General features: G+C 66.2%; 14 protein-coding genes. 5 read left to right on the forward strand and 9 right to left on the reverse strand.

Annotated elements, in window-relative coordinates:
• The 3 genes from trhO to DNK34_RS02655 form a co-directional block, all read right to left on the reverse strand.
• Positions 1-939 carry an oxygen-dependent tRNA uridine(34) hydroxylase TrhO gene (gene trhO / locus DNK34_RS02645; protein ID WP_131177515.1) on the reverse strand — a complete coding sequence of 313 codons (939 nt, stop codon included), beginning with the start codon at positions 937-939 and terminating at the stop codon, positions 1-3.
• A 589-nt stretch (positions 940-1,528) separates the two neighbouring features.
• Positions 1,529-1,834: a BolA family protein gene (locus DNK34_RS02650; protein WP_131177516.1), complete on the reverse strand. Its 306-nt coding sequence runs from the start codon at positions 1,832-1,834 to the stop codon at positions 1,529-1,531.
• Between the two features lie 46 nt (positions 1,835-1,880).
• Positions 1,881-2,381 carry a DUF2059 domain-containing protein gene (locus DNK34_RS02655; protein WP_131177517.1) on the reverse strand — a complete coding sequence of 167 codons (501 nt, stop codon included), beginning with the start codon at positions 2,379-2,381 and terminating at the stop codon, positions 1,881-1,883.
• Positions 2,382-2,630: 249 nt separating this feature from the next.
• Here DNK34_RS02655 and DNK34_RS02660 point away from each other — a divergent pair, with 249 nt between their 5' ends.
• The 3 genes from DNK34_RS02660 to DNK34_RS02670 all read left to right on the forward strand — a co-directional run bounded on the left by DNK34_RS02660 (position 2,631) and on the right by DNK34_RS02670 (position 5,707).
• Positions 2,631-3,638 carry a DUF2804 domain-containing protein gene (locus DNK34_RS02660; RefSeq protein WP_131177518.1) on the forward strand — a complete coding sequence of 336 codons (1,008 nt, stop codon included), beginning with the start codon at positions 2,631-2,633 and terminating at the stop codon, positions 3,636-3,638.
• A gap of 61 nt (positions 3,639-3,699) precedes the next feature.
• Positions 3,700-5,094 (forward strand): class II fumarate hydratase, encoded by a 1,395-nt coding sequence (locus DNK34_RS02665; RefSeq protein ID WP_131177519.1) that lies wholly within the window; start codon positions 3,700-3,702, stop codon positions 5,092-5,094.
• Positions 5,087-5,707, forward strand: coding sequence for an NAD(P)H-dependent oxidoreductase (locus DNK34_RS02670; RefSeq protein WP_131177520.1), 621 nt, complete (start codon positions 5,087-5,089; stop codon positions 5,705-5,707). Before DNK34_RS02665 ends, DNK34_RS02670 begins: the two co-directional genes overlap by 8 nt.
• Before the next feature lie 336 nt (positions 5,708-6,043).
• Here DNK34_RS02670 and pap read toward each other — a convergent pair whose 3' ends face one another.
• From pap to DNK34_RS02700, 6 genes are all read right to left on the reverse strand, one after another.
• Positions 6,044-7,543, reverse strand: coding sequence for a polyphosphate:AMP phosphotransferase (gene pap / locus DNK34_RS02675; protein WP_131177521.1), 1,500 nt, complete (start codon positions 7,541-7,543; stop codon positions 6,044-6,046).
• 135 nt (positions 7,544-7,678) lie between these two features.
• Positions 7,679-8,380, reverse strand: coding sequence for an aspartate/glutamate racemase family protein (locus tag DNK34_RS02680; RefSeq protein ID WP_131177522.1), 702 nt, complete (start codon positions 8,378-8,380; stop codon positions 7,679-7,681).
• Complete coding sequence (locus DNK34_RS02685) at positions 8,377-9,189, reverse strand: ABC transporter permease (protein ID WP_131177523.1); 813 nt, start codon at positions 9,187-9,189, stop codon at positions 8,377-8,379. Before DNK34_RS02685 ends, DNK34_RS02680 begins: the two co-directional genes overlap by 4 nt.
• Position 9,190: 1 nt before the next feature.
• A complete protein-coding gene (locus tag DNK34_RS02690) occupies positions 9,191-10,045 on the reverse strand; it encodes an ABC transporter permease (RefSeq protein WP_131177524.1) in 855 nt (284 codons plus the stop codon).
• A 133-nt stretch (positions 10,046-10,178) separates the two neighbouring features.
• On the reverse strand, positions 10,179-11,513 hold the full coding sequence (locus DNK34_RS02695; protein WP_131177525.1) for an ABC transporter substrate-binding protein: 1,335 nt from the start codon (positions 11,511-11,513) through the stop codon (positions 10,179-10,181).
• A complete protein-coding gene (locus tag DNK34_RS02700; protein WP_131177526.1) occupies positions 11,510-12,643 on the reverse strand; it encodes an ABC transporter ATP-binding protein in 1,134 nt (377 codons plus the stop codon). Before DNK34_RS02700 ends, DNK34_RS02695 begins: the two co-directional genes overlap by 4 nt.
• 323 nt (positions 12,644-12,966) lie before the next feature.
• Here DNK34_RS02700 and DNK34_RS02705 point away from each other — a divergent pair, with 323 nt between their 5' ends.
• Both DNK34_RS02705 and mnmC read left to right on the forward strand, forming a co-directional pair.
• The gene (locus tag DNK34_RS02705; protein ID WP_131177527.1) at positions 12,967-13,659 is read left to right on the forward strand and encodes a GntR family transcriptional regulator; all 693 of its coding nucleotides are present in this window, start codon (positions 12,967-12,969) and stop codon (positions 13,657-13,659) included.
• Between the two features lie 71 nt (positions 13,660-13,730).
• Positions 13,731-15,689 (forward strand): bifunctional tRNA (5-methylaminomethyl-2-thiouridine)(34)-methyltransferase MnmC2/FAD-dependent 5-carboxymethylaminomethyl-2-thiouridine(34) oxidoreductase MnmC1, encoded by a 1,959-nt coding sequence (mnmC, locus tag DNK34_RS02710; protein WP_131177528.1) that lies wholly within the window; start codon positions 13,731-13,733, stop codon positions 15,687-15,689.
• Positions 15,690-15,691 lie beyond the last annotated feature (2 nt).

Genomic DNA, 15,691 nt, shown 5'->3' on the forward strand with positions numbered 1-15,691 from the left:
TCAGGCCTCGTTCTTCTGGCGGGGGTTGTAGCCCAGAGGATGGGGCTGATTGCGTGCTTTGGCCAGCTCGATCTGGCGCTGCCGCTCACGGGCGCCGGCGCGGGTCTTCTCCGACAGCGAGTCCCAGCAATGCGGGCAGCTCACGCCCGGCGAGAAATATTCCGAGGCGCGGTCTTCCACGGAGATCGGCGTACGGCAGGCATGGCACTGGTCATAGTCGCCCACGCTGAGGTCATGGCGCACGGTGACCCGGTTGTCGAAGACGAAGCAGTCGCCCTGCCAGCGCGTCTCCTGCTCGGGCACTTCCTCCAGGTATTTGAGGATACCGCCCTTGAGGTGGTAGACCTCCTCGAAACCGGCGCCGAGCATGTAGCTGGAGGCCTTCTCGCAGCGGATGCCGCCGGTGCAGAACATCGCCACCTTCTTGTGCCGGCTCGGGTCGAAGTTGGCCTGGATGTACTGGGGAAACTCGCGGAACGATTTGGTGCGCGGGTCCAGCGCCCCTTCGAAGGTGCCGATGGCCACTTCGTAGTCGTTGCGGGTGTCGATCAGCAGCACCTCGGGATCGCTGATCAAGGCGTTCCAGTCCCGCGGCTCGACGTAGCTGCCCACGCGCCGGTTGGGGTCGACGCCCGGCACGCCGAGGGTGACGATTTCCTTCTTCAGCTTGACCTTGGTGCGGTAGAACGGCTGCTCGGCGCAGTACGACTCCTTGTGATCCACATCGCTCAGCCGCGGATCGAGGGCGAACCAGGCGAACAGCGCGTCGATGCCTGCGCGGCTGCCGGAAACGGTGCCATTGATACCCTCCTCGGCGAGCAGCAGGGTGCCCTTGATATCGTTGGCCAGCAGGGTATCGAGCAGCGGCTGGCGCAGCGCCTGGTAATCGGGCAGGGAAACGAACTTATAGAGCGCCGCCACGACGATCTTGTCGGTCATTGCAAACATCCTTCAGTAGTCGCCCACGCAAAGGGCGGACCGGGAGTGAGCGGTGCACGGCGCGGCCGCGCTGCACACCGGTGAAAATGACCGCGAAGTTTACTGGTCTTGGACGCTGTCGTGTAGGGCCAATCCTCCCACGACCAGGGCAATTGCGCTACGCGCTCGAAAAGCCGACGACTGCATGGATGCAGGAGGTAGAGCGAAGCAGGAGCCCGAGCCGAAAACAGCGCTGGGAGGCTGGAGGCTTAGGGAAAAGCAGCCCTAGTGCGCGACACAGATCAAATGTCGGTCGTGCGGTATCTACACCGGGTGCAGCATTGCCGCACTCGTGTAGGAGCCGCGCCCTCGCGGCGAATCGTGGGCATACCGCGATTTCTGCGCAATGGCCGCCATCGCATCGCGCCGAGGTCGGCGCTCCTACAGGCGAACCCGGATTCCGAACGGGCTCTTGCTGGCCAGGGGGCAAGACGATATCCACGGGAGTCCGACATTTCAGGGTTGACACGACACTAGCACCCAGGAAAATAGTGGTTTCTCGTTCAGCCCTCCAGCCTCCAGCGCTTTTCCTCGAGTGTCTTTCACACGATCAGTGCTCGCGCCGGCTGCCGCCGCGGCAGGTCGGCGAGTCGGGGGCAGCGCCCTGCCCCGACCACTCGACGGGCGTATAGGTGTGCAGGGCCAGGGCATGCAGTTGGCCCATCAGCTCGCCCAGGGCGGCGTACACCTTCTGATGGCGCTTGACCGCGTTCAGGCCATCGAACTGCGCACTGACGATCACCGCCTTGTAGTGCGTTTCCAGACCCCGGCTGTGCATGTGGCTCTCGTCCAGCACTTCGAGATGCTCGGGTTGCAAGGCGGTGAAGGCGGTTCGCAGGTGTTCGAGTTTCGACATCAAGGGCTCCAGTGTAGGCAGCGGCCCGCTAGAACGGGCCACTCGGTCAGGGCTTCTTCGCCCCCAGTTCGCTGCTCATGTCGGTCAGCAGCTTGTTCACCGCGGGCACCGCGGACTCCAGTTTGCTCTGGGTGATCTCGGCCGATTGCGCGGTCAGTTCGGGCATTTTCTGCAGGACTTTCTGGCCCAGGGGCGACTGATAGAAGGCGATCAGTTCCTTGAGCTCCTGCTCGCTGAAGTTGCTGGTGTAGAGCTTGACCATGTCCGGCTTGAGCTTGTCCCAGCCCACCGCCTTGTCCAGCTCGGCATTGGCCTTGGCCTGATAGGTCTCCAATACGGCCTGCTTGCTTTGCGGCGCCTGGCTCTCGGCAAAGCGCTGGGCGAACATCTGCTGCACCTGGGCGTACACCGGCACGGCCAGTTTGTCGGCACGGGCAAGCTGCAGGAAGCGCTCGGCATCGGCGGCATGGCTGCGGGCATCGGCCAGCAGGTGGGTGCTGCTGGCGGCCATCAGCGCGGCAATGCAGAGTGCGGGTAGACGAGACATCGGGTACTCCTGATCGGAAGGATGAGGTGCTTTGACCCACGGCCGGCCATTTTGTGCCCCAATCGCCCCGCGCCTCAAGTCCATTCAAGCCTGCCCGGCTCTGTGGGTTAATCACAAATGCCGACTGGCGCACCCTTCGAACGACATCCAAAATGCCAGTACTTGTTCAAGGCGCACCGTAACGAGCATGCTCGGCGGCCACCTGGCATCCTGCCCTTGAGGAGATGACCGCACACATGGACGTGCACGATGAATAGCCCTTTCGTTCCACCGCCGCTATCGATCCCGCTGTGCGACCCTCGTGGTCGGCTCAACCCGCAGGCCGTGGGCTGGTCGCCCCGGCCACGGGTGGATTGCTCCCTGCCCGGCAATATCGGCCGGCGCAAACGCTGGAACCACTGGTGCATCACCACCCCGCAGTGGACGCTGTCGCTGACCCAGGCCGACCTCGATTACGTCGGCTACGGCGCCGTCTACTTCCTCGATCTGGACAGCGCGGAGAACGTCTCGCACAGTCAGTTGAGCCCGTTCGCCCGGGGCTGTTGCCTGCCGGATCATCCCCAGGGCAGCCACTCGTTCAGGCACTCACGCCTGCAACTGCATTTCAGCGAGTACCCCGCTCGCCTGCGCCTCACCGCCACGGCGGCGAACTTCGGCGGTCAACCGCTGCAAGTGGCGCTGGACGTGCAGCGCCCCGCGCACCTGGAGTCGGTGAATCTGGTCGTGCCCCTGGGCAGGCGTGGCTTTCACGCCACCTGCCGCCAGGTCGGCCTGCCCGTCAGCGGCAGCGTGCAGATCGGCGAGCGGGAATACCACTGCGCCATCGGCCAGGGCTACGCCTCCATGGACTTCGGCCGGGGCGTATGGCCGCTCAACAGCCACTGGACACGCGCGGCCTTCGCCGCGCCTGGCGGCATAGGCGGCAATTTCGGCGCCGGCTGGACGGACCATAGCGGGTTGTCGGAGAACGCCCTGTGGTTCGGTGGCCAGTTGCTGCACCTGGAGCAGCAGGTGCACATCCGGCAGGCGCCAGCGTCGGCCCTGGCACCCTGGCGGCTGTACACCGACGATGGGCAGGTGGAGCTGACCTTCACGCCGAAACAGGAGCACATCGCCAGGCCCCGCGTGGGGCCGCTGTATGCCGATACCCGGCAGTGGTTCGGCCATTACCACGGCCTGTTGCGCGGCCCCGACGGCGAACGCGTGCCGGTCGCCGCCGCCCAGGGCTGGCTCGGCTCGACACGAGCGCGCTGGTGAAGGGAACCGCTTGCCGGTTGCGACAGCCTAACGCAGCTGAATCGAAGCGGAGAGCCACCCCATGAGTCGCACCGAAACCGACAGCATCGGCCCTATCGACGTCCCCGAAGACGCTTACTGGGGCGCCCAGACCCAGCGCTCGCGGATCAACTTCGCCATCGGCGAGGAGCGCATGCCCATCGCGGTGATTCATGCCCTGGCCCTGATCAAGAAGGCCGCGGCACGCGTCAACGACCGCATCGGCGAGCTGCCCCCCGATACCGCCCGCCTGATCGAGCAGGCCGCCGACGAGGTCATCGCCGGCCAGCACGACGAACAGTTCCCCCTGATGGTCTGGCAGACCGGCAGCGGTACCCAGAGCAACATGAACGTCAACGAAGTGATCGCCGGCCGGGCCAACGAGTTGGCCGGCAACGCCCGTGGCGGCAAGAGCCCGGTACACCCCAACGACCACGTCAACCGTGCGCAGAGCTCCAACGACTGCTTCCCCAGCGCCATGCACATCGCCGCCGTCGGCGCCGTGCACAATGACCTGCTGCCGGCCATCGACGAACTGTCCCAGGCGCTGGCGGATCAGGCGGCGCGCCACGCCAGACTGGTGAAGACCGGGCGCACCCACATGATGGACGCCACCCCGATCACCTTCGGCCAGGAACTGTCGGCCTACGTGGCCCAACTGGGACATGCCGAGCAGGCCATCCGCGCCGCCCTGACCGCGGTCTGCGAGCTGGCCCAGGGCGGCACCGCCGTGGGCACCGGGCTCAATTCGCCGCCCGGCTTCGGCGAGGCGATCGCCGCGGAGCTGGCGGCGCTCAGTGGCCTGCCGCTGCGCAGCGCGCCGAACAAGTTCGCCGCCCTGGCCGGACACGAGCCATTGGCGGCGCTGTCCGGAGCGCTGAAGACCCTGGCCATCGCCCTGATGAAGATCGCCAACGACCTGCGCCTGCTCGGCTCCGGGCCGCGCGCGGGCCTTGCCGAAGTGCGCCTGCCGGCCAACGAGCCGGGCAGTTCGATCATGCCCGGCAAGGTCAACCCGACCCAGTGCGAGGCCCTGTCCATGCTGGCCTGCCAGGTGCTGGGCAACGATGTGACCATCGGCTTCGCCGCCAGCCAGGGTCACCTGCAGCTGAACGTGTACAAGCCGGTGATCATCCACAACCTGCTGCAATCGACACGCCTGCTGGCCGATGGCTGTCGCAATTTCAAGGAGCACTGTATCGTCGGCCTGCAGGCGGACGCACAGCGCATGGCGGAACACCTGGAACGGGGCCTGATGCTGGTGACCGCGCTCAACCCGCACATCGGTTACGACAAGGCCGCCGAGATCGCCAAGAAGGCCTATCAGGACGGCACCACCCTGCGCGAAGCGGCCCTGGCACTCGGCCACCTCAGCGCGGAACAATTCGATGCCTGGGTTCGCCCGGAGACCATGCTGGAGGCAGGGCACCATGACTGAAACGGCCAAGAGCGGCGCCACGCCACTGGAAGGTGACGGCAAGCGTATCCTGATGATCATCGGCACCCCGAAAAGCGACAGCCTGTGCCATGCGCTGGGCGAAGCCTACGCCCTCGGCGCGCGCACCGAAGGTCACGTGGTGCGCCAGCTCAAGCTCGGCGAGATGAGCTTCGATCCGGTGCTGCACGAAGGCTACACCCAGAGCCAGACCCTGGAGGCCGACCTGCTCGAGGCCCAGCGCCAGATTCACTGGGCCCAGCACCTGGTGATCGTCTACCCGGTCTGGTGGGGTGGTTTGCCGGCGCTGCTCAAGGGCTTTTTCGACCGGGTGTTCCTGCCCGGTTTCGCCTTCAAGTACCGCAGCAACTCGCCGCTCTGGGACAAACTGCTCAGCGGCCGCACCGCCGATCTGCTGGTCACCCTGGATACCCCGCGCTGGTATTTCCGCTGGATCTACGGCGCCCCGGCGCACCGCCAGATGACCCGCACCATCCTCGGCTTCTGCGGTATCAAGACCCGCCAGCTGGCAGAGTTCTCGCCGGTTCGCCCATCCTCGGAAGCCCAGCGGCAGAACTGGCTGCGCCGTGCCGAACTGCTAGGCAGCCGGGTCTGAGCCTATCGCCGGGGGAGCGGCGCCTGCAGAAAAGCGGCGATCCGCCCGCGTAGGAGCGTCGCCCTCGGCGCGATGCGAGGGCGGCCATTCCGCAGAATCCGTGGCGCGACCACCATTCGCCGCGGGGGCGCGGCTCCTACAAGATCGCGGCCAACCACCGACCGTGTAGGAGCGTCGCCCCCGGCGCGATGCGAGGGCGGCCATCACGCAGAGTCCAAGGCGCAGCCGCCATTCACCGCGGGGGCGCGGCTCTCACAGTAAATCGCGGCAAACCACTGGCCGTGTAGCGCCCTATCGAGTGGATGAAAACAGCGTCGGCTACGCGCCCCGATCTCCCTACCCGTCCTTGTCCGCCTTGGCGAACGCCATCTCCAGCGCATCGTTGAGGGTACGCAGCACCTTGACCCGGGCGAAGGGCTTGTCGTTGGCCTCGACCAGGGTCCAGGGCGCCATCTGCGTGCTGGTGCGATCGACCATGTCGCCGACGGCGTCACGGTACTGCGGCCATTTCTCGCGATTGCGCCAATCCTCCTCGGTGATCTTGAAGCGTTTCACCGGGTTGGCTTCACGCTCCTGGAAGCGCGCCAGTTGCGTGTCCTGGTCGATGGCCAGCCAGAACTTGACCAGCACCACGCCGGCGTTGCTCAACTGCTCTTCGAAGTCATTGATCTCGCCATAGGCGCGCAGCCAGTCGGAGGGCTCGCAGAACCCCTCCACCCGCTCGACCAGCACCCGGCCGTACCAGGAGCGGTCGAACACGGTGAACTTGCCACGCGCCGGAATGTGCCGCCAGAACCGCCACAGATAGGGCTGGGCGCGTTCCTCCTCGGTCGGCGCGGCGACCGGCACGATACGGTACTGGCGCGGGTCGAGGGCGGCGGCGACGCGGCGGATGGCGCCCCCCTTGCCGGCGGCGTCGTTACCTTCGAACACCGCCACCAGGGCATGCCGGCGCATGCGCTTGTCGCGCATCAGCCGTGACAGGCGCGCCTGTTCGCGGGTCAGTTGCTCACGGTAATCGGCCTTGGGCAGCGCCAGGCTCATGTCCAGGCTGTCCAGCAGGCTGCGCTGATCGATGCTGGTCATCAGCGGCGTGGTATGCGGCAAGGGCGCGCGCCGCGTGGTATCCCTGAGCGCCGCCTGCAAGCCCTCGAGGAGGATGCGCCCGACCGTCAGGCTGCGGTAGCAGGCGTCCACCCCTTCGACGATGTACCAGGGCGCGTAATCGCGGCTGGTGCGGCGCAGCACCTGCTCGCCGACCCGCACGAACTTGTCGTAGGTCTTCGACTGTTGCCAGTCCAGCGGGCTCAGGCGCCAGCTGTGCAGCGGGTCGTCGCGCAGCGACCTGAGCCGCGCCTTCATCTGCTTCTTGGACAGGTGGAACCAGAACTTGAAGATCAGCGTGCCTTCGTTGCACAGCATCTGTTCGAGGCCCAGGGCACCCACGATGCCCTGACTCAACTGCTCCTTTTTCAGCTCGCCGTGCACCCGCCCATGCAGGAGCTGGCTGTACCAGTTGCCGAAGAAGATGCCGATGCGGCCCTTGGGGGGCAGTTGCCGCCAGTAGCGCCAGGCGGCGGGTCGGGCCAGTTCTTCGTCGGTCTGCTGGTCGAAGGTGCTGACCTGGATCAGGCGCGGGTCCATCCACTCGTTGAGCAGTTTCACCGTCTCGCCCTTGCCCGCCCCCTCGATGCCGTTGATCAGGATGATCACGGCGAACCGCCCCTGCTCGCGCAGCGCGTACTGCGCCTCGAGCAGCGCCTCGCGCAACAGCGGCTCCTCGGTATCGAAAGTAGCCTTGTCAATGGCGCGGCCGATCTCGGCAGACTCGAACATATGCAACGACTCCCTGAAAATGTCCGGCCCAGCCTAGGGTCTGTTGAGGTTTCAGCGCAAGCCATGCAGAGCGCGCTTTGCTCCCCTCTCCCCCGGGAGAGGGGTCGGGGGTGAGGGCCGCTGCGGCAACGATCGTCAGCCCTGCTTCACCCTGGGCAGCGCATAACTGAGCGCCTTGCTGGTGCCCAGGCCGAGCGTCACCAGGGCCTCGACCCATTTCAGCGCCACCTGCACACCATCCACCACCGGTACCCCGAGGTCGCGCTGCAAGGCGGCGGCCCACTGGCTCATGCCGGCGCAACCGAGCACCAGACATTCGCTGCGATCCGCCTCCAGCAGTGCGCGGCCGAGCTCGACCAGGCGCGGGTAGTGGGCCGGGTCACGCTCCAGTTCCAGCACCGGGATATCGGCGGCGTGGATGCCGGCACAGCGCCGATCCAGGCCGTAGCTGCGCTGGTTGCGCTCGATGATGTGGATCGAGCGTGGCAGGCTGGTGAGGATCGAATAGCGCACACTGAGCATGCTCGCCGCGTGCATCGCCGCCTCGCCGATGCCCAGCACCGGGCCGTTGGCCAGTTCGCGGGCGGCGTCCAGGCCGGTGTCGTCGAAGCAGGCGATGACCAGGCCCTGCACACCTTCGCGCTCGGCGACGGCCACCGCGTCCAGCAGATGAAAGGCCGCCCGGGCGCCATCGGCCGCCCCCTCGATGCTCGGCGCCGACCCCGGCAGGTGGATCACGCTCAGTGCGGTAGTAGCCGCCTTCACCCGCTGGCAGGCCTGCCCGAGCATCTGCGCCATGGCCGCCGAGGCATTGGGGTTGATCACGCGGATCTTCATGCCTTGCCACCCCGGGCGCTGAGGCGCATCAGCAACAGCACCAGGGCGATCAGGCTGAAGGAGAACAAGGTGGTCAGGGTACCGAGCGCATAGAGCACCGGGGTGGTGACGTTGGTGGTCATGCCGAACACTTCCAGAGGCAGGGTATTGAAGCTGCCGGCGACCATCAGGGTGCGGGCGAATTCGTCGTAGGACAGGGTCAGGCCGAACAGCGCGACGCCGAACAGGCTCGGCGCGATCAGCGGCAGCACGATCAGGCGCACGGTCTGCCACGGACTGGCGCCGAGGTCGCGGGCGGCCATTTCATAGGAGCGGTCGAAACGGTTGAACACGGCGAACATGATCAGCAGGCCGAACGGCAGCGTCCAGGTCAGGTGCGCGCCGAAGGCCGAGCTGAACCAGTTCGGTTCCCAGCCGAGGCGGTCGTACATCAGACCGATGCCCAGGCTGACCAGGATCGAGGGAATGATCAGGCTGGCCAGGGTCAGGTAGAACAGCGCCTGGCCGCCAGCGAAGCGGCGCCGGTAGGCGAACCCGGCGAGCAGGGAAAACACCAGGGTGCAGGCCATCACCCCCAGGCCGAGCAGGATCGAACGACTGAACGAGCCGCCGAAATCGCCGACCTGCTGGGCCTGGAACAGGTTGCGGAACCAGTGCAGCGACACGCCGTTCATGGGGAAGGTCAGGCCGCCGCTGGGGCCCTGGAACGAGAGGATGCCGATGGTCAGGGTCGGGCCGTAGAGGAACAGCACGAACAGCGCGAAGACCACGCTGAGCACATAGAAACCGAGCGGACGGGACGTCTTCATTTCACAGCTCCCTGCGGATATCGACCAGGCGGAACATCGCCACCAGCATCAGCAGCACCGTGGCCAGCAGCACCACCGCGCTGGCCGCCGCGGCCGGGTACTGCAGCAGGCTGATCTCGTTGTGGATCAGCACCCCCACCGAAGCGTGCAGGCCGCCGCCCATGATGCGCACGGTGACGAAATCGCCCATCACCAGGGTGACCACGAAGATGCTGCCGATGAGGATGCCGGACTTGCACAGCGGCACGATCACCAGCAGCAGGATCTGCCAGCCACGGGCCCCGGCATCGCGCGCCGCCTCGATCAGGCGACGGTCGATGCGCATCATGGTGTTGAAGATCGGCACCACCATGAACAGGGTGTACAGGTGCACGTAGGCGAGGATGATGGAAAAGTCGCTGTACAGCAGGAACTCCAGCGGCTGCTCGATCAGGCCGGCGCCCATCAGGCCGTTGTTGACCAGGCCGTTGCGCCCCAGCAGCGGAATCCAGGAGATCATGCGGATGATGTTGGAGGTGAAGAACGGAATGGTGCAGAGCAGGAACAGCAAGGTCTGCACCTTGTTGCTGCGAATGTGGAAGGCCAGGTAATAGGCCACGGTGAAACCCAGCCCCAGGGTGATAGCCCAGGTGATCAGGGCGTACTTGAAGGTGTTCAGGTAGGCCTGCCAAGTCACCGGCGAGGTCAGCAGGTACTGGTAGTTGTCGAGAATGAAATCGGGGATCAGCTGATAGGAATCGTAGTCCCAGAAGCTGACCACGGCGATCACCCCGATCGGAAAGACCAGGAACAGCAGCAGGGTCAGCGCCAGCGGCAGGGCCTGCAGGTGGCTGAGGTTGGCGAGTCCGCTACGCATATCGAATCCAGTCGAGTGAAATTCATTGGCCGCCGTTCGTAGGGTGGATGACGCTTCACCCATCCACCTTGCCGCGGCCCAAATGGTGGATGAGAAAAGCGTCATCCACCCTACGCATTGAAGCTGCCCCGCCTCAGGACACGATGAACTCGTTCCACTTGCGGATCATGTGGCGATTCTCGTCCATCACCGAGTTCCAGCAGGCCACGCTGCCCATGCGCTGCTCATAGGAGCCGCCATCACGCACCGCGCCGGCCTTTTCCATGACCTTGCCATCCGGGCTGAGAATCTCGCCCTGGGCCGGTTTGCCTTCCATCCAGTAGCCCCACTCGTCGGCGCTCATGAACGCCTTCGAGGTCTCCGGCGCGGCGCTGTAGTAGCCCTGGCGGTTGAGGTAGGCGCCGACCCAGCCGGACAGGTACCAGTCGATGTATTCGTAGGCCGCATCCAGCTCCAGCCCGCTGAGGTGCCTGGCCAGGCCGATGCCGCCGCCCCAGGCGCGGTAGCCCTCCTCCAGCGGCTGGTAGACGCACTCGATGCCGCGGCTGCGCACCGCCGCCACCGCCGGCGACCACATCGACTGGATCACCACCTCGCCGGACGCCATCAGGTTCACCGACTCGTCGAAGCTCTTCCAGAAGGCGCGGAACTGGCCGTCCTTCTTCGCCTGCATGAGGATGGCGATGGTCTTGTCGATCTCGTCCTTGGTCATGTTGCCCTTGTCGCCGTACTGGATCTCGCCCATCGACTCGCAGATCATCGCCGCGTCCATGATGCCGATCGACGGGATGTTGAGGATCGAGGTCTTGCCCTTGAAGGCCGGGTCCATGATGTCGCGCCAGTTGCCGATCGGCCGCCCGACCAGGTCCGGGCGGATGCCCAGGGTGTCGGCGTTGTAGATGGTCGGCACCAGGGTCATCCAGCGCGTCGGTTCGCTGGCGAACTTCAGCGAATCGGCGCTTTCGACGAAGCCCACGGTATGCGGCGCGGTGCCCTGGGCGATCACCGAGTCCGGGGTCAGCTTGCCGGTGATGAACAACTGGGAAATCTTGTCGAAGTTCTTCAGCCGCTGGGTATCCATGGCCTGCATGGTGCCGGAGGGGAACACCTTCTTGCCGATCCAGTACTCGATGTCGGCGATATCGAAGGATTTCGGCTGGGTCACCGCGCGCTGCGCCACCGCGTCGGAATCCAGGGCGGTGAGCTGCAGAGTGATCCCCAGGTCTTCCTTGGCCTTGATGGCGATATCGTTGAGGTTGGACACGCCGGTGCCGAACTGGCGCAAGGTGACGTTCTTGATGTTCTGCGCCCAGATCATCGGGAAGCCGGTGATGGCGCCGGAGCCCACCGCCACCGCGGAGGCGACGCCCATGCCCTTGAGCAGCGAGCGGCGCGACAGCCCCTTGCCGCTGTCCGGGGCGCTGCTTTCGGTGCCTGGCACCAGATCGTTATGGTCGTGCTCGCTCATGGCTGAACCTCCGTGGTCGCATTGTTGTGGTGGGTGAACGGATTCAGGTGATCGGGATGCCAGGCCAGGCAGACCTCGCTGCCCACCGTGGGCACCTGCTGCTGGCGATCCGGCAGATAGACCATCAGCGGCGTACCGCTGGCGGCCCGGCATTCGACATAGACGAAGGCGCCCTGGAACTCGACGTCGCTGACCGTGGCCGGCAGCACGCAGCGCTCGGCGTCGGCCTCGCTGCCGGCCGGCAGGATGTCCAGATGGTCGCAACGCACCGAGAACGCCAGCGTACTGCCCACGGGCATGGCGGCCTGGCCGCCCAGTTGCCGGTCATCCAGCCGGCCGACGCCGTTGCCCTCGATGGTCAGCAGCGTGCGCTCGCCTGTGCGCTCGCCCAGGGTCGCGCTCATCAGGCTGTGGCCACCGATGAATTGCGCCACGAAGGGCGTGCTCGGCGCCTCGAACAGTTGCCGGGGCGGCGCCACCTGCTGGATGCGCCCGCCTTCCATCACCACCGCCAGATCGGCCAGGGCGAAGGCCTCCTCCTGGGAATGGGTGACGTGGATGAAGGTCAGGCCCAACTGCTTCTGAATGGCCTTGAGTTCCTTGCGCATGCGGATGCGCAGGAAGGGGTCGAGGGCCGACAGCGGCTCGTCGAGCAGTACCACGTCCGGCCGGGTGATCAGCGCACGGGCCAGGGCCACACGCTGCTGCTGGCCGCCGGAGAGCTGTTCGGGAAAGCGCTCGGCATACCCCTGCATGTTCACCAGCGCCAGCAGCTCGGTGGCCCGGGCATGGCGCTCGGCCTTGCCCAAGCCGGCGATGCGCAGGCCGAAGGCGACGTTGTCCAGGCAGTTCATGTGCGGAAACAGGGCATAATTCTGGAACATCATCGCCGTGCCACGCTGGGTCGGCGAAAAGTCGGTGACATTGCGGTTGTCCATGAGGATGTCGCCCGAGCTGACCGCCTCATGACCGGCGAGCATGCGCAGGGTGGTGCTCTTGCCGCAGCCGCTGGGGCCGAGCAGGCAACAGTAGCTGCCGCTGGGAATCTTCAGATTGATGTCGCTGACCGCCGCATGCCCAGCGTAGGTCTTGTGCACCGATACCAGTTCGACCTGCCCTTTTCCCGACATCATCGCCATCCAGAGTTGCTAACAATTTCAATTCCAGTGTTAGCAACTGCTGTGCCACAGATCGTGTACGGCGTCTCCGAACACTCTCGTCCAGGCGCTATGCCATTGAAAAACAAGTCTAAGCAGGGCCTGGCAGAAAACTTGCCGGAAGCTCGAAAACCCTGTGGTTGCTAATTCCGTCCAAGATGCCTGCACAATAACGGCGCACCTGTGCGCTGGCGTGCACCAGCATTCACGCGCTCGGGGACTTCCCAGCACAATTGTTAACAATTATCCTGACACCGACAGTGCTTCCGTCTCCTAAGCAGTCAAGGTGAGCCCCTATGTCCAGTCATGTGTTGCGCGAAATCCAACGCATCCACAGCGCCATTCATGACGCCATCGTCGAACAGCGCCTGCCACCAGGCACGCGCCTGACCGAGCTGAACCTGGTGCAGGTGTTCGGCGCCAACCGCAACCACATCCGCGCCGCGCTGCGCGAACTGGCCCATATGAAGCTGGTGCGTCTGGAGATGAACCGCGGCGCCTTCGTCGAAGAACCCACCCCGCAGCAGGCCCGCGAAGTGTTCGCCGCCCGCCGGGTGATCGAGAAGGCGCTGATCGAAGAAGCCTGCAAACGCATGCAGGCGCGTGACCGCAAGGCCATTCGCGAGCACGTGGCCGCCGAACTGGCGCTGGGGCACGATCCCGAGCGCCCCGAGTTCGTGCGCCTGTCCGGCGATTTCCACCGGCTGCTGGCGCGCATCGCCGGCAACAGCACCCTGGGCGACATGCTCGATGGCCTGATCGCCCGCAGCTCGCTGATCATCGCCCTCTACGAAAACCGCAACGGCGTGCAGTGCTCCCACGACGAGCACCAGTCCCTGGCCGAAGCCGTGCTGCAGGGCGACAGCGCCCGCGCGGTACGCTGCATGGAGCAGCACCTGTGCAACATCGAACAGCGCTTGCACCTGGAGCCGCCGGAAAACCACGCCGTCGACCTGTTCCAGGTATTCGCCACGCGCGCCAACGCCTGACCCGGGGCCGCGCCGCCCAAGCGCCGGGCAGCCTGCTAGAATCGCCGCCCTGCTCGATCCGGAACTTCGCCATGGCCGACCATCACGCACAACTCGACTGGAACGCACAGGGTCAACCCAGCTCCCGCCAGTACGCCGACATCTATTTCTCCCAGGACAACGGCCTGGAAGAAACCCGCTACGTGTTCCTCGCCAACAACGACCTGCCGGCACGCTGCGCCGCGCTGGGCGCCGGCGAGCAACTGGTGATCGGCGAAACCGGCTTCGGCACCGGGCTGAATTTCCTCTGCGCCTGGGAATTGTTCGAGGCCCAGGCCCCGGCCGATGCGCGCCTGCACTTCGTCAGCGTGGAAAAGCATCCGCTGAGCCACGCCGACCTGCGGCGCGCCCTGGCGCTGTGGCCGCAACTGGCGCCCTACAGCGAACAACTGCTGAGCTGCTACGTGGCTCTGCACCCGGGCTTCCAGCGCCTGGTGCTGGGCGGCGGCCGCATCGTGCTGACGCTGATGATCGGCGACGCCACGGCCATGCTGACGCAGCTCGACGCGCGCATCGATGCCTGGTTCCTCGACGGTTTCGCGCCCGCGAAGAACCCCGAGATGTGGACTCAGGAACTGTTCATCGAACTGGCCAGGCTGAGCGCGCCGGGCACCACGATCGGCACCTTCACCAGCACCGGTTACGTGCGCCGCGGGCTCAACGAGGTCGGCTTCCAGATGCGGCGCGTCCCTGGCCAGGGCAAGAAATGGGAAGTGCTGCGCGGCACCTTCGCGGCCGCGCCCAGCCAGGGCGGCAAACCCTGGTTCGCGCGGCCCGCCCGGCAGCGCGGCGAGCGTCGCGCCCTGGTCATCGGCGCCGGGCTGGCCGGCTGCGCCAGTGCGTCGAGCCTGGCCGCGCGCGGCTGGCAGGTGGAGCTGCTGGAGCGTCATGGCGACATCGCCGAGGAAGCCTCGGGCAACCCCCAGGGCGTGCTGTACCTCAAGCTGTCCGCCCATGGCACGGCGCTGTCGCGCCTGATCGTCGCGGGTTTCGGCCACACCCGCCGCCTGCTCGAACGCCTGCACAAAGGCCGGGACTGGGATGACTGCGGCGTCCTGCAACTGGCCTTCGACGAGCGCGAGGCACAGCGCCAGGCCAAACTGGCCGCGGCCTTTCCCAGCGACCTGCTGGTCAGCCTGACGCGCGACGCCGCCGCGGCGAAGGCCGGCGTGGCCCTGGCCACGGGCGGGCTGTTCTACCCCGAAGCGGGCTGGGTGCACCCACCAGCGCTGTGCCGGCAGTTGATCGAGCACCCCGGCATCCGCCTGCACAGCCACCGGGAAGCCCTGCAACTGCGCCGCGCCGGGGATGGCTGGCAGGCCTGGAACGGCGATCGCCTGATCGCCAGTGCGCCGGTGGTCATTCTCGCTGGCGCGGCGGACATCACCCGTTTCGCCCAGTGCGAGCAGCTGCCGCTCAAGCGCATCCGCGGGCAGATCAGCCGTCTGCCGGCCAGCCCCTCCAGCTCGGCACTGAGCACGGTGGTCTGCGCCGAAGGCTACGTCGCCCCGGCGCGCGACGGCGAACACACCCTCGGCGCCAGCTTCGATTTCAGCAGCGACGACCTGACCCCGAGCAGTGCCGAGCATGCCGGCAACCTGCGCCTGCTCGAGGAGATTTCCAGCGACCTGGCCGAACGCCTGCAGGCCGGCACGCTGGCGCCGGACAGTCTGCAAGGCCGCGCCGCCTTTCGCTGCACCAGCCCGGATTATCTGCCGATCATCGGCCCCCTGGCCGACGCCCAGGCGTTCGCCGAAGCCTATGCGCCGCTCGCCCGCGACGCGCGGCAGGTACCGCAGGCGCCCTGCCCATGGCTGGAGGGGCTGTACGTCAATAGCGGGCATGGTTCACGCGGGCTGATCAGCGCGCCCCTGTCGGGCGAGCTGCTCGCCGCCTGGCTCGACGACGAGCCGCTCCCCGTGCCGCGGGACGTCGCCGAAGCCTGCCATCCCAACCGCTTCGCCCTGCGGCGCTTGATCCGCAACGACTGACC

Origin of the sequence: Phytopseudomonas dryadis (assembly GCF_004327355.1) — a bacterium.
Lineage (GTDB): Bacteria > Pseudomonadota > Gammaproteobacteria > Pseudomonadales > Pseudomonadaceae > Aquipseudomonas > Aquipseudomonas dryadis.

What these genes read in the sequence shown, in the direction of transcription:
- trhO (WP_131177515.1), bottom strand. Translation starts at nt 939, where the DNA reads ATGACCGACAAGATCGTCGTGGCGGCGCTCTATAAGTTCGTTTCCCTG.
- DNK34_RS02650 (WP_131177516.1), bottom strand. Translation starts at nt 1,834, where the DNA reads ATGTCGAAACTCGAACACCTGCGAACCGCCTTCACCGCCTTGCAACCC.
- DNK34_RS02655 (WP_131177517.1), bottom strand. Translation starts at nt 2,381, where the DNA reads ATGTCTCGTCTACCCGCACTCTGCATTGCCGCGCTGATGGCCGCCAGC.
- DNK34_RS02660 (WP_131177518.1), top strand. Translation starts at nt 2,631, where the DNA reads ATGAATAGCCCTTTCGTTCCACCGCCGCTATCGATCCCGCTGTGCGAC.
- DNK34_RS02665 (WP_131177519.1), top strand. Translation starts at nt 3,700, where the DNA reads ATGAGTCGCACCGAAACCGACAGCATCGGCCCTATCGACGTCCCCGAA.
- DNK34_RS02670 (WP_131177520.1), top strand. Translation starts at nt 5,087, where the DNA reads ATGACTGAAACGGCCAAGAGCGGCGCCACGCCACTGGAAGGTGACGGC.
- pap (WP_131177521.1), bottom strand. Translation starts at nt 7,543, where the DNA reads ATGTTCGAGTCTGCCGAGATCGGCCGCGCCATTGACAAGGCTACTTTC.
- DNK34_RS02680 (WP_131177522.1), bottom strand. Translation starts at nt 8,380, where the DNA reads ATGAAGATCCGCGTGATCAACCCCAATGCCTCGGCGGCCATGGCGCAG.
- DNK34_RS02685 (WP_131177523.1), bottom strand. Translation starts at nt 9,189, where the DNA reads ATGAAGACGTCCCGTCCGCTCGGTTTCTATGTGCTCAGCGTGGTCTTC.
- DNK34_RS02690 (WP_131177524.1), bottom strand. Translation starts at nt 10,045, where the DNA reads ATGCGTAGCGGACTCGCCAACCTCAGCCACCTGCAGGCCCTGCCGCTG.
- DNK34_RS02695 (WP_131177525.1), bottom strand. Translation starts at nt 11,513, where the DNA reads ATGAGCGAGCACGACCATAACGATCTGGTGCCAGGCACCGAAAGCAGC.
- DNK34_RS02700 (WP_131177526.1), bottom strand. Translation starts at nt 12,643, where the DNA reads ATGTCGGGAAAAGGGCAGGTCGAACTGGTATCGGTGCACAAGACCTAC.
- DNK34_RS02705 (WP_131177527.1), top strand. Translation starts at nt 12,967, where the DNA reads ATGTCCAGTCATGTGTTGCGCGAAATCCAACGCATCCACAGCGCCATT.
- mnmC (WP_131177528.1), top strand. Translation starts at nt 13,731, where the DNA reads ATGGCCGACCATCACGCACAACTCGACTGGAACGCACAGGGTCAACCC.